General features: G+C 55.9%; 11 protein-coding genes, 1 tRNA gene and 2 rRNA genes. All 14 read left to right on the forward strand.

The features are described from left to right. The first annotated feature begins 176 nt into the window (after positions 1-176). The 14 genes from HMPREF9623_RS09760 (at position 177) to HMPREF9623_RS09825 (ending at position 12,221) form a co-directional block, all read left to right on the forward strand. Complete coding sequence (locus tag HMPREF9623_RS09760) at positions 177-590, forward strand: DUF4418 family protein (protein WP_009533722.1); 414 nt, start codon at positions 177-179, stop codon at positions 588-590. Then, positions 577-1,278, forward strand: a complete 702-nt coding sequence (locus HMPREF9623_RS09765; RefSeq protein ID WP_009533723.1) for an ABC transporter ATP-binding protein — start codon at positions 577-579, stop codon at positions 1,276-1,278. The genes HMPREF9623_RS09760 and HMPREF9623_RS09765 overlap by 14 nt, the downstream gene beginning before the upstream one ends. 18 nt (positions 1,279-1,296) lie before the next feature. Next, positions 1,297-2,619: an FTR1 family iron permease gene (locus HMPREF9623_RS09770; protein WP_009533724.1), complete on the forward strand. Its 1,323-nt coding sequence runs from the start codon at positions 1,297-1,299 to the stop codon at positions 2,617-2,619. After that, positions 2,616-3,299: an iron transporter gene (locus tag HMPREF9623_RS09775; protein WP_009533725.1), complete on the forward strand. Its 684-nt coding sequence runs from the start codon at positions 2,616-2,618 to the stop codon at positions 3,297-3,299. Before HMPREF9623_RS09770 ends, HMPREF9623_RS09775 begins: the two co-directional genes overlap by 4 nt. A 95-nt stretch (positions 3,300-3,394) precedes the next feature. After that, a complete protein-coding gene (locus HMPREF9623_RS09780; protein WP_242822172.1) occupies positions 3,395-4,642 on the forward strand; it encodes a DUF2318 domain-containing protein in 1,248 nt (415 codons plus the stop codon). 10 nt (positions 4,643-4,652) lie between these two features. Then, positions 4,653-5,936, forward strand: a complete 1,284-nt coding sequence (locus HMPREF9623_RS09785) for an ABC transporter permease (RefSeq protein ID WP_009533727.1) — start codon at positions 4,653-4,655, stop codon at positions 5,934-5,936. Next, a complete protein-coding gene (locus HMPREF9623_RS09790; protein ID WP_009533728.1) occupies positions 5,926-7,095 on the forward strand; it encodes an ABC transporter permease in 1,170 nt (389 codons plus the stop codon). Before HMPREF9623_RS09785 ends, HMPREF9623_RS09790 begins: the two co-directional genes overlap by 11 nt. A 19-nt stretch (positions 7,096-7,114) precedes the next feature. After that, the gene (locus HMPREF9623_RS09795; RefSeq protein ID WP_009533729.1) at positions 7,115-7,801 is read left to right on the forward strand and encodes an ABC transporter ATP-binding protein; all 687 of its coding nucleotides are present in this window, start codon (positions 7,115-7,117) and stop codon (positions 7,799-7,801) included. A 15-nt stretch (positions 7,802-7,816) separates the two neighbouring features. Next, positions 7,817-8,278: an FMN-binding protein gene (locus tag HMPREF9623_RS09800; RefSeq protein ID WP_009533730.1), complete on the forward strand. Its 462-nt coding sequence runs from the start codon at positions 7,817-7,819 to the stop codon at positions 8,276-8,278. Between the two features lie 14 nt (positions 8,279-8,292). Then, a complete protein-coding gene (locus tag HMPREF9623_RS09805; protein WP_009533731.1) occupies positions 8,293-9,495 on the forward strand; it encodes an ABC transporter permease in 1,203 nt (400 codons plus the stop codon). Positions 9,496-9,586: 91 nt separating this feature from the next. Beyond that, complete coding sequence (locus HMPREF9623_RS09810; protein WP_009533732.1) at positions 9,587-10,198, forward strand: TVP38/TMEM64 family protein; 612 nt, start codon at positions 9,587-9,589, stop codon at positions 10,196-10,198. A gap of 235 nt (positions 10,199-10,433) precedes the next feature. Beyond that, positions 10,434-11,964, forward strand: a 16S ribosomal RNA gene (locus tag HMPREF9623_RS09815). A 60-nt stretch (positions 11,965-12,024) separates the two neighbouring features. Beyond that, positions 12,025-12,142 (forward strand): 5S ribosomal RNA (gene rrf, locus HMPREF9623_RS09820). Positions 12,143-12,148: 6 nt separating this feature from the next. Next, positions 12,149-12,221, forward strand: a tRNA-Ala gene (locus HMPREF9623_RS09825).

Below are 12,221 nucleotides of genomic sequence, written 5' to 3' on the forward strand. Positions count from 1 at the left end.
TATGCTGCCGCAGAGCAGAAAAAACAGTGAGATTATAGAAAACAAACTTGACAATTATAGGCAACTATCATAGTATTAAGAAAAGCAATGCGCAAAGCATCATACAAATTCCAAGGAATTTGTATTTTTTTTGCCGCGCGTGTTAGCTAAATTTAACCTTTGTGAGGACGGTGATTATGCGGCTTCAGCGAATCTTCGGCATCCTGTTTCTGGTTCTCGGACTTTTGTTATTTCTGACACCGGGCACGCTTGCGCCGGTCTGTCCGATGAAGCCTGACGGCGGTTTTATGAAGTGCCACTGGATGGATGTCGCGGAACAGAGCGTCGCGGCGGTCGTTATCTTCGGCGGCCTGTTGGCGGCTCTTTGGCCCGCGGCTTTCAGCGGCGGCATCGCCGCCATGAATCTGGCGCTAGGCGCAGAGAGCTTCGCACTCGCAAAAAGCCTGATCGGTGGCTGCAGGGTGCATGAAATGGCCTGCAATCTCTACACGCGCCCGCTGATTTACGTGCTGTCGGGACTTTTGATGGCGGTCAGTGCCGTAGCGCTCTGCTGCAGGCTTACGGGGGAGGCAAAACATGGAAGAGCTTAGGGCGGAAGGCCTCTGCAAGCGCTTTCTTCGCGGCAAACGCGAGGTCAAAGTGTTACAGGATGCGTCCCTTTGTCTCGGGCGCGGCGAACTGGTTTTTCTGACCGGCGAGTCGGGGAGCGGCAAGACGACACTCTTGAAAATTCTCGCGGGGCTTTTAAAACCCGATGGCGGCAGAGTTCTGGTGAACGGCAGAGACAGCACTGCGTTTACGGAGGATGAGTGCTGCGATCTGCGACAGCGCGTGGTTTCGTATTTGCCGCAGCAACTCGGACTGCTCGAAGCCCTGACAGCGGTGCAGAACGTTGCGCTCCCCGCCATGTTTTCGGGAGATAAGGCGCAGTGCAAAGAGCTCTACAGCCGCGCTACGGCCTTACTTGACCGGACCGGGGCGCTTGCGCTCCGGGATGCCTGTCCCGCGGAATTGTCCGGCGGAGAGACGAAGCGCGTGTTGCTCGCGAGAGCGCTCATGACAGCACCGCGGTTTTTACTCGCGGATGAGCCGACCGCGGATCTGGACCGGGAGAGTGCGGCCGACTTTTTGCGGCTCTTTGCGGCTCTCCGGGCGCAGGGCACAGGCGTACTGGTTGTGACGCATGATTGGTCGCAGCTTCGGGCGGCCGACCGCGTTCTGCAACTTCGGGCGGGCACGGTGCGGGATGTGACACAGGAAATCGGAAATTCCGGGTGAACAACAGAAAGGGGAAAAATGAGTCAGAGAAGCAGACACAGCTTTCGCCGCATTGCGGCAGCGTGCGCGGCACTTTTGATGGCGCTGCTGCTCGCCCTGCCGGTCTATGCGGAGCAAAAGTATGCGAACTGGCAGGAGGTCGCATCGACCATGGGTACGGTTCTGGACGGCGCGGTCGAAGCCTACGGCGCGGGCGGCGAAGAGGCCGGCAAGAAAGCGACCGAGCAGGTCAACGTGGCCTACTATAAATTCTACGAGAAACTCGGCTTTGAAAAGACGGTCATGGCTTCCATCTCCGGAAGTCGCGGCTCCGATGTGGAGCACCAGTTCTATCTCGTCAAAAAGATCATCCGCGACGGCGGCTCGAAAGAGGAGTTAAAGAGCAGTGTCGAGACCTTAAAGGGCATGCTCACCGAGGATGCGATTACCCTGGACGGCGGCAAAGCCGCGGCGCAGGGAAGCGGGAGCACCGCTGCGACAAACAGTGCCGACGGGTCGAGTAGCGGCGGGGCGGCCTGGCAGACCTTCCTTGCGGTGCTCGGCCTTACGCTTCGAGAGGGCCTTGAGGCCATTCTGGTCATTGCCGCGATTATCGCCTATCTTGTCAAGACAAACTGCCGGAAGTATCTGGCTTCGGTCTACATCGGCGCGGGACTCGGTGTGCTGTTCAGCGTTATGCTCGCGATGATCTTCAACGGGATTGCGGCAAGCCTCGGCGATGCGCAGTCCGGTGCGGGGCAGGAGATTTTTGAAGGTGTCACGATGTTCCTCGCGGTCATTGTCCTCTTCTATGTGAGCAACTGGATGCTCTCGAAGGCAGAGGCGGAGACCTGGAGCAAATATATTAAGGACAAGGTACAGCAGAGCATCGATAAGGGCAGCATGTACACGCTTTCCTTCTCGGCCTTCCTCGCGGTAGCGCGAGAGGGTGCGGAGCTCATTATGTTCTTCCAGGGCATGCGCGCGAACATCACCAATAACCCGCAGATGCTCTGGGGCGGTCTTGCACTCGCCGTTCTGATTCTCGCGATTGTTTATGTCGCAATCACGAAACTGTCCGTCAGACTGCCCTTAAAGCCCTTCTTCACCTTCACGAGCGTGCTCATGTTTATCCTCTGCATCTCGTTCATCGGCAAGGGCGTTTACGAACTGCAGGAGGCGGATGTCATCGGAAGAACCATCATCCCGTGGATGAACGGCTTTAATTTCGAGCTTCTCGGTATTTACGACCGCTACGAGAATCTCATTCCTCAGCTTATTCTGCTGGCGCTGACAATCTTCACCTACCGTCGCCAGCTGGGTAAAAACAAAACACAGAAACAGGGAGGTAAAAAGTCATGATGAAGAGAAGTTTGGCAGTATCGATGCTCATTGCCGCGGTTGCGCTGAGCGCTTGCGGCGGCAGCAAGAGCGCGGAGACCAAGGCTTCGGGCAGCGCTACGGAGAGCAGTGCGGAGACCAAGGCCGGTGAGACCAAGGCGGCTGCGGGCGAGACCAAGGCAGAGGAGACCAAGGCCGAGGCAAAGGCGCCGGGTGAGAATGCCGGATTTGAGGAGTTCCCAATCGGTGACGATCAGGAGGTCGGCCCGCTGATTATCTCGGGCGTTTATTTCCAGCCGGTCGACATGGAGCCGGCGGGCAATTCGCTCTCGAAGGCAGATTCCGATTGCCACATCGAGGCGGATATCACGGCGAGCCAGGAGGGCACGACCCTCGGCTACGGCAAGGGTGACTTTGTTCCGTGGCTGCAGGTCAAGGCCATCATCCAGAAGAAGGGTTCCGACAAGGAGCCGACCGAGGTCGCTTTCATGCCGATGAACGCTTCCGACGGCCCGCACTACGGCGCAAACTTCAAGTTCCCGGAAGGTGTCGGCGTCTATGATGTCAAGTTCGTTGTGAGCGCTCCGGGCAATGACTATCTGCTCCACGTCGACAAGGAGACGGGTGTCACGGGTCGCTTCTGGACCGAGCCGCTGGTTGCGGAGTGGCCGGACTTTGAGTGGAACGGACCGCAGTGGTAAAAAGAACGCTTTGACTTCAGTACGGGCGGAGGGGCAACCCTTCGCCTGTATTGCCATGTATAGCACTCGAGAGGGAAGGTGATTCTATCTTAAAGTTGTTTGTCAAAATCATGGAGGGCGGAATTGCGTTTTCGGTCACCATGGGTCTTTTGTTTTCCTTACTGCGCTATGAGGAGAGAGCCAAGCGCGTTCGCATCATAGGCTTTTCCGTCATCGGCGGCGTTCTCGCCGCGGCGCTCTCGGCGTATCTGCGCTCGATACCGAATTTTTTAAACCGAACCGCCTTAAACTTCTATAGCATGCTGCCCGTTGTCGGGAGCATGTTGCTGCTGCTCTTGCTCATTCTGTTTGGCTCCTATCTTCGAAAAAAACAGCGGAAGGCATATGAAATCCTGCTGAGCCTCGCTGTGGTCCTATACAGTCTCGCCTCGTTTTTCTCGTACCTCCCGCTAATTATGACCAATGTGAGCAGCTTTGTGAGCTACGGAGAGAGTGCGGTCAGCACGGCGGTTTTGTTCCGTGTCATCGGCTACAGTCTCGCGATTCTCGTCATGTTGCTCTCGGGGATTGCGGCGTTCCGCTGCGGTTTCTGCCTCGGAGAGCGGGAATTCGATTTGCTGCTTCCGCCGGTACTTTTGCTCCGCGGTGTCTCGCAGGCCGCACTCATTTTGCAGCGTCTCTATTCGCTGCGCATCATTCCGCGCAATCCGAAGTTTTTTGAGGCACTCAGCTTTGTCATCAATCACAGCCTCATCTTCGACGCGCTCCTCTTTGCTCTGCTGCTGGTGATACCGCTTACGCTCATACTTCGGCACCTGAGAGTAACGGAGAGTTATCGAAATCGGGCGGAACTCAGAAAGTTGAAGGCGGGACACCGCCGCGTGCGCCACTGGGCCGCATTTTTTGCCCTGCTTCTTGCGCTTGATCTCTCGAGCATCACGGCGCTCAAGTCCTATGCGGGGCGAGAAATTCCACTCTCTGCACCGGAGGACTATGCAATTGAGGACGGGCGCATTGTCGTGCCGCTCGAGAGTCTGCAGGACGAACACCTGCACCGCTATGAGTACACGGCGAAGGACGGCATCAAGATGCGCTTTATTCTGATCAAGAAATCACAGAGCGCCTACGGTGTGGGCCTCGACGCCTGCGAAATTTGCGGGCCGACCGGCTACTTCGAGCGGAAAAACGAGGTGGTCTGCAAACTCTGCGATGTCGTGATGAACAAGGGCACCATAGGCTTTTCCGGCGGATGCAATCCCATTCCCTTCCCCTATCTGGTGCACGACCAAAAGATATACATAGAGACGGCCGATCTTGACAAGCTGTCCTATGTATTCAAGTAAAGGGGGCGCTATGTTTTTACGCATGGTATTGGGAGCCGTATTCCGGCAAAAGAGCAAGATGTTCATGATTGCGTTTACCGTTGCGCTCGGCGTGAGCCTTTCGACCGCGATGCTGAACACCATGCTCGGCGTCGGCGATAAGGTGAACCAGGAATTAAAAACCTACGGCGCAAACATCAATGTCGTGCCGAAGGATGCTTCTCTGCTCGGCGATCTCTACGGCATCGGCGACGAAGCGGGTGCTGAGCGAAGCTATCTCGACGAGTCGAAACTCGGAAACATCAAGACCATATTCTGGGCCTTTAACATTGTCGATTACACCCCTTACTTCAACACCACGGTGCAGGTGAACGGCAATGCGGAGCAAACAAGGCTGGTCGGAACCTGGGTCAAACATCACATGGATTTGCCGACGGGCGAATCCGTGGACACCGGCATGCAGCATTTAAAGAGCTGGTGGGAGATGAACGGCGAGTGGCTTGACGAAGCGGATTCGGACGGTGTAATGGTCGGATCGATCTACGCGCTCCGAAACAATTTATCCGTCGGCGACAAATTGGAGTTAAAGAGCAATGCGCTGACAAAGACCATGGTGGTCAGAGGCATTTTCAGCTCCGGAAGCGATGAGGATCAGTACATTTACTGCGTGCTCCCGGTTGCCCAGGCGTTTGCGGGCAAGGAAAATGTGGTGAGCAGCATCGAAGTCTCGGCGCTCACAACCCCGGACAATGAACTCGCCAGAAAGGCGGCGCAGAATCCGCTGAGCCTTACGGTCAAAGAGTGGGAAGTCTGGTACTGCACGGCCTATGTGAGTTCCATCTGCTATCAGATTCAGGAAGTCATTCCGGATTCGGTCGCAAAGCCCATACGTCAGGTTGCGGAGTCCGAGGGCGATATCTTGAATAAGACGACGCTCCTCATGGTACTGATTACGGTGCTCAGCCTGCTCGGTTCGGCGCTCGGCATTTCAAACCTGGTGACGGCTGCCGTCATGGAGCGGCGCACCGAGATAGGCCTTGAAAAGGCAGTCGGTGCGAGCAACGGGCGCATCATCGGCACCATACTCACGGAAATTATGCTGACCGGCGTGATCGGCGGCGTGGCAGGTTATTTCGTGGGCCTCATGCTGACCCAGCTGATCGGCTTCGGCGTGTTCGGCTCTGCCATTCCGCCGGCGGCTATGGTAATTCCGATTGTCGCCCTGTTGATCTTCTTTGTGACCCTGCTCGGCAGCATACCGGCCATTCGCTACCTGCTGCATCTGAATCCGACGGAGGTTCTGCATGGAAAATAAAGAGAAACAGCCGCGGGAGCGGAAGATGAGCCGCCGACGCATGTACTTTCACATGGTGATGGCCTCGCTTGCAAGACGGCGCTCCCACATGGTTACCGCACTCCTCGCGATTGCGATGGGGGCCACGGTGCTCTCGGGCCTCGTGACCATCTACTATGACATTCCGCGCCAGATGGGCAAGGAGTTTCGTTCCTACGGCGCGAATCTACTGATTATGCCGACAGAGTCGGGCGGCTCTCTCACTGAGGCGCAGGTCAAAGAAGTACGAGACACCATACCGGCGGACAAGCTGGTCGGCATGGCGCCCTACCTCTATCAAAATGCCAAGGTGCGCGAACAGCCCTACCTGCTCGCGGGCACGGATCTTGCGGGCGCAAAGCAAAACAGTCCCTACTGGTTGATTCACGGAAACTGGCCGGAAAAGTCGAGGGAAGTTCTGCTCGGCCATGAAATCGCAAAGACCTTGAAACTCGATATCGGCGACAAGTTCACGGTGAACACCTCAAAGGGGGACGGTCAAGAGACCGCGACCGATTTCTTCGTTTCCGGAACCGTGACAACCGGCGGGAAGGAGGAAGAGCTCATTTTTATGAGCATGGAAGATTTGACCGGTATCGTCGGCAATCAGGGACCGGATGTCATTGAATGCAGTGTCGAGATGGAGCAGGCGGAATTGAATCAGCTGGTGCAAAAAATCGCGGCTGCGGATTCCGGCCTGCTTCCCCAGGCGGTAAAGCGTGTCACGGCCTCCCAGGACACGGTCCTCAAAAAACTGCAGGCTCTGGTCTGGATCGTCACGGTCATTGTGCTCTGCATTATGATGATTTGCGTGTCGACCACAATGATGGCGGTCGTGACCGAGCGCAGGAAGGAAATCGGCTTAAAGAAGGCGCTCGGCGCATCGAATGAGAGTGTGGTCAAGGACTTTCTCGGCGAGGGTGCCATGCTCGGTGTGCTCGGCGGTGCGCTCGGCGCAGGCCTCGGCTATCTGTTTGCGCTTCGCGTGAGCCTGAGCGTCTTTTCGCGCACGGTACACTTCCTCTTTGCGCTGGTGCCGATTACCATCTTGGTTTCGGCGCTGATTGCGGTGGTTGCCTGCCTGATTCCGGTCAGAAAGACCGTGGAAATCGATCCGGCGCTTGTGTTGCGCGGTGAATAAGTGAGTGGGAGAAGAGAAGATGGATATTTTAAGCTTACGAGATGTCTCCAAAATCTACGGGGAGTTAAAGGCCCTCGATCAAATCAATCTGACGGTTGAAAAAGGCGAGTGGATTGCCATCATGGGCCCTTCCGGCAGCGGTAAGACGACCATGATGAACATCATAGGCTGCATGGATAAGCCTTCGCTCGGCGAGGTGATTCTCGACGGAACCGACATCACCAAGCGCAGCCAGAAGGAACTGACCGAGGTGCGGCGCGATAAGATAGGCCTTGTGTTTCAGCAGTTTCACCTGGTGAACTACCTGACAGCGCTTGAAAATGTTATGATGGCACAGTATTACCACTCGATGCCGGATGAAGAGGAGGCCATGGAAGCACTCCGGGAAGTGGGGCTTGCGGACCGCGCAAAGCACCTGCCGAACCAGCTCTCGGGCGGTGAGCAGCAGCGTGTCTGCATTGCCCGCGCTCTGATTAATCATCCGGCGTTACTCCTCGCCGATGAGCCGACCGGTAATCTCGATGAAAAGAACGAATATCTCGTCATGGATATTTTCGAGAAGCTTCACAATGCGGGAAGCTCCATCATCGTTGTGACACATGACCCGGAGGTCGGAGACGAGGCCGAGCGCATGATCGTGCTGGAGCACGGACGCATTGCCCGCGAGGAGAAGAAAAAGCGGCAGAGACCGGTCATCGCGGAATAAAGGAGGAAAGCAACGATGAAGAAAAGAATCGCACTGCTTGCGGCACTTATGCTGCTAAGCCTTGCGGCCTGCGGCAAGAAGGAGAGCGCGGAGAGCAAGACCGCAGAGAGCAAGACCACGGAGAGCAAGACCGCGCAGGGCTATAAGGACGGAACCTACAGCGGAGAGGCCGAGGTTAAGGAAGTCGGCGGAACCATTAAACTCGACATCACGGTTTCGGGCGGCAAAATCGCGACTGTGGATATGCAGAATCTGGACCGCGAGGGCAAGGAAAAGGGTGAGGACTACGGAAAGAGCGAGCCTCTGAATCGGGGACTCTACAGCATCGCGCAGAATTCGATTCTGGGGACCGATAAGCTCCCGGGCCTTCTTGTAGACAGCCAGGATCCGGACAGCATAGATGCCGTGAGCGGCGCGACGCTCTCCCGCGAAGCCTTTGTGCAGGCTGCCAAGGCTGCGCTGGACGGCGCAAAGTAAGGAGTCTCATGCGAATGCAGGATGAAAAGTGGCTTGATGCGCGCGGACTGGCGCTGCAGAACATACGCGTTCGGGGTGGACGTTCCTTTGGGATCGCCGCGCTCTCCGCGCTGCTCGCACTCATGCTCTTTTTAAGCAGCTTTTGGATGCTGAGCTTAAAGAACGGGCTGCGCTCGCTCTCCGGGCGCATGGGGGCGGATTTGATTTTGGTGCCGGAGGGCTATGACAGCAAAATCAGCGGTGCGATACTCCGCGGAGAGCCGAACAGTTTCTTCTTTCACACGGATGTGCTGGAAAAGATACGGGAAAATCCGGCAGTGGAAGAGGCTGCGCCGCAGCTCTATCTGGCTTCCCTTACGGCCGGCTGCTGTTCCTATCCCTTGCAGATTATAGGTCTCGATTTCGACTCGGATTTTTCCGTGGTTCCCTGGCTCAAGGCAAGCGCCAAGCTTCCCCTTGCGGCCGATGAGGTCTTGGTCGGCGCGAGCGTGGAGGGGGATTACCGGCATGAGATTCGCCTCTTCGGAAAGACCTATCGAATTAAGGGCAAACTCGCCAAAACGGGCATGGGTTTTGACACCTCGGTGTTCATGGGGATGCCGGAGGTGCGAAGTCTGGCGCGGGAATACGAGAAATTGCTGAACAGCCCGATCGGCGCCGATGACAGCTTGATTTCCTCGGTCATGGTAAAGGTAAAGCCGGGCACCGACGTCGATGCGCTGAGAAAGAGCCTGCAGGAGAGCTGGAGCGGACAGGGCGTCTATGTGCTCGCCGCGCAAAATATGATGCGCGAGGTCGCGGGCAATGTGGACCGCATGCTGCTCTATGTCTATCTTTTGATCGGACTCATCTGGCTGCTCGGCTGTCTCTTGCTAAGGCTTCTCTACGGCATCCTGCTCCGCGAGCGCTGCGCGGAGTATCGGGCGCTCTATGTCCTCGGCGCAAGAAAACGGGATATCCGTCGCCTGGTCGTCTGGGAGAGCTTGCTTCTCGGCGCTTCGGGGGCAAGTGTCGGCTGCCTGTTTGCGCTCGCCGTCGGCATGCTGTTTTCGCCGGCTTTGCAGAATGCGTTGGGGCTCCCCTATCTCACACCCGCAGGCATTCACACAGCACTGCTTTTCCTCGCCGTGCTTCTCATCGCGGGACTGCTCGCGCCCTGCAGCGCCGTACTTTCTCTTCGCAAGCAGGAGAGAGCGGAATATGAAAGCCGTCTGTAAGATTTTCTTCACAAATCCTTCGTCTGTCGTACACGCTTTTTGGCATCGGCTGTGGTAGAATCATGGCGTTCGACGGAACGGAGGATTTTTCATGCAAATCTGGATGCAACTCATGCAGTGGATTCACCATATGACCCCCTGGGTCGCGGTCGGAATGGCAGCGCTCGAATCGCTGTTTCCGCCGATTCCGCTGACGGCGGTCGTCGCGGCGAATGTGGCGGCGTTCGGCGCTGTCTTCGGCTTTCTGTACAGCTGGATCGGCAGTGCCGTCGGCAGCGCGCTCGTCTTTTTTGCGGTGCGCGCCGTCGCGGGACTGCCCGCAGTACAGGGTTTTCTCGGGCGGGACAAGATAGAAAAGGCGAGAAAACTGATCGGAGGTCTGAAACCGCTTGCCCTGTTTCTGATTATCATGTTACCGTTTACACCGTCATCCTTCGTGAATTTTGCCTGCGGTGTCAGTCATTATCGGGGACGGCGGTATCTCGCCGTCATGCTGCCCGCAAAGGCCGTCATGGTGGCGTCGCTTTCACTGCTCGGCGAGAGCTTGCAGCGGGCAGCAAATCCGCTCCGGATTGCGGCGGCGCTACTCTTGCTGGTGCTACTATATCTGGTTTCCAAATGGGCAACAAAGCACCATCATCTGGAGGACGAAAAAAATCCGAAAAAAGATGAAAAAAGTTTTGGAAAAAGCTTGACGCCCTGATACAGGAATGGTATAGTACACAGGCTTGCTCGTGAGGGCGAGCCGAGAACCTTGAAAATCAAAGATCAGACAGTACAAACAACCCTGAAATCTCTGTGAAAACAGAGGGTTCACGGACATCTTTCGAATGTGTCCGTGAGCTTCCAAAAGAATTTCAAAAAAGAACCAAACCAAGTAATAACGGGTAAAATAACTGAGAAAGACCAACGTTATTTTGACCGGAACGAACAAATTTAAATTTGAGAGTTCGATCCTGGCTCAGGATGAACGCTGGCGGCGTGCTTAACACATGCAAGTCGAACGAGAAGTGAAGACGGAAACCTTCGGGCGGAAGGCTTTATTTCGAGTGGCGGACGGGTGAGTAACGCGTGGGTAACCTGCCTCATACAGGGGGATAACAGTTGGAAACGACTGTTAATACCGCATAAGACCACAGCACCGCATGGTGCGGGGGTAAAAACTCCGGTGGTATGAGATGGACCCGCGTTCGATTAGCCAGTTGGCGGGGTAACGGCCCACCAAAGCGACGATCGATAGCCGATCTGAGAGGATGACCGGCCACATTGGGACTGAGACACGGCCCAAACTCCTACGGGAGGCAGCAGTGGGGAATATTGCACAATGGGGGAAACCCTGATGCAGCGACGCCGCGTGAGTGAAGAAGTATTTCGGTATGTAAAGCTCTATCAGCAGGGAAGAAAATGACGGTACCTGAGTAAGAAGCCCCGGCTAACTACGTGCCAGCAGCCGCGGTAATACGTAGGGGGCAAGCGTTATCCGGATTTACTGGGTGTAAAGGGAGCGCAGACGGCTCTGCAAGTCTGAAGTGAAAGCCCGCGGCTTAACCGCGGGACTGCTTTGGAAACTGCAAAGCTTGAGTATCGGAGGGGCAGGCGGAATTCCTAGTGTAGCGGTGAAATGCGTAGATATTAGGAAGAACACCGGTGGCGAAGGCGGCCTGCTGGACGAAAACTGACGTTGAGGCTCGAAGGCGTGGGGAGCAAACAGGATTAGATACCCTGGTAGTCCACGCGGTAAACGATGAATACTAGGTGTTGGTGCCCGAAGGGCATCGGTGCCGTCGCAAACGCAATAAGTATTCCACCTGGGGAGTACGTTCGCAAGAATGAAACTCAAAGGAATTGACGGGGACCCGCACAAGCAGTGGAGCATGTGGTTTAATTCGAAGCAACGCGAAGAACCTTACCAAATATTGACATCCTTCTGACCGCACCGTAATGGGTGCTTTCCTTCGGGACAGGAGTGACAGGTGGTGCATGGTTGTCGTCAGCTCGTGTCGTGAGATGTTGGGTTAAGTCCCGCAACGAGCGCAACCCCTATTGCCGGTAGCCAGCAGGTAAAGCTGGGCACTCCGGCGAGACTGCCCGGGATAACCGGGAGGAAGACGGGGATGACGTCAAATCATCATGCCCCTTATGATTTGGGCAACACACGTGCTACAATGGCGTTAACAAAGAGAAGCGAGAACGCGAGTTTAAGCAAAGCTCAAAAATAACGTCTCAGTTCGGACTGCAGTCTGCAACTCGACTGCACGAAGCTGGAATTGCTAGTAATCGCGAATCAGCATGTCGCGGTGAATACGTTCCCGGGTCTTGTACACACCGCCCGTCACACCATGGGAGTCAGCAACGCCCGAAGTCAGTGACCCAACCTTAGGGAGGGAGCTGCCGAAGGCGGGGCGGATAACTGGGGTGAAGTCGTAACAAGGTAGCCGTATCGGAAGGTGCGGCTGGATCACCTCCTTTCTAAGGAAAAAGTAAGGGTTGCTTGTGCTGTCTGGTTTTTGATCAAAGGTTCACCGGATTTCCGGTGTCGATGCGTCTTCTTGAAACACCCGTTCCCATCCCGAACACGACGGTTAAGAGGAAGACGGCCGAAGGTACTATGCTGGTAACGGTATGGGAGAATAGGCGGGCGCCGGATTATTATGGGGGTGTAGCTCAGTTGGGAGAGCACCTGCCTTGCAAGCAGGGGGTCAAGAGTTCGAATCTCTCCATCTCCA

It is taken from the genome of Stomatobaculum longum (genome assembly GCA_000242235.1).
Classification (GTDB): Bacteria; Bacillota; Clostridia; order Lachnospirales; family Lachnospiraceae; genus Moryella; species Moryella longum.

Excerpts from the sequence above, each read along its gene's own strand:
- HMPREF9623_RS09805 (WP_009533731.1), top strand. The coding sequence starts at position 8,293 with ATGCAGGATGAAAAGTGGCTTGATGCGCGCGGACTGGCGCTGCAGAAC.
- HMPREF9623_RS09800 (WP_009533730.1), top strand. The coding sequence starts at position 7,817 with ATGAAGAAAAGAATCGCACTGCTTGCGGCACTTATGCTGCTAAGCCTT.
- HMPREF9623_RS09775 (WP_009533725.1), top strand. The coding sequence starts at position 2,616 with ATGATGAAGAGAAGTTTGGCAGTATCGATGCTCATTGCCGCGGTTGCG.
- HMPREF9623_RS09760 (WP_009533722.1), top strand. The coding sequence starts at position 177 with ATGCGGCTTCAGCGAATCTTCGGCATCCTGTTTCTGGTTCTCGGACTT.
- HMPREF9623_RS09810 (WP_009533732.1), top strand. The coding sequence starts at position 9,587 with ATGCAAATCTGGATGCAACTCATGCAGTGGATTCACCATATGACCCCC.
- HMPREF9623_RS09770 (WP_009533724.1), top strand. The coding sequence starts at position 1,297 with ATGAGTCAGAGAAGCAGACACAGCTTTCGCCGCATTGCGGCAGCGTGC.
- HMPREF9623_RS09795 (WP_009533729.1), top strand. The coding sequence starts at position 7,115 with ATGGATATTTTAAGCTTACGAGATGTCTCCAAAATCTACGGGGAGTTA.
- HMPREF9623_RS09785 (WP_009533727.1), top strand. The coding sequence starts at position 4,653 with ATGTTTTTACGCATGGTATTGGGAGCCGTATTCCGGCAAAAGAGCAAG.
- HMPREF9623_RS09765 (WP_009533723.1), top strand. The coding sequence starts at position 577 with ATGGAAGAGCTTAGGGCGGAAGGCCTCTGCAAGCGCTTTCTTCGCGGC.
- HMPREF9623_RS09790 (WP_009533728.1), top strand. The coding sequence starts at position 5,926 with ATGGAAAATAAAGAGAAACAGCCGCGGGAGCGGAAGATGAGCCGCCGA.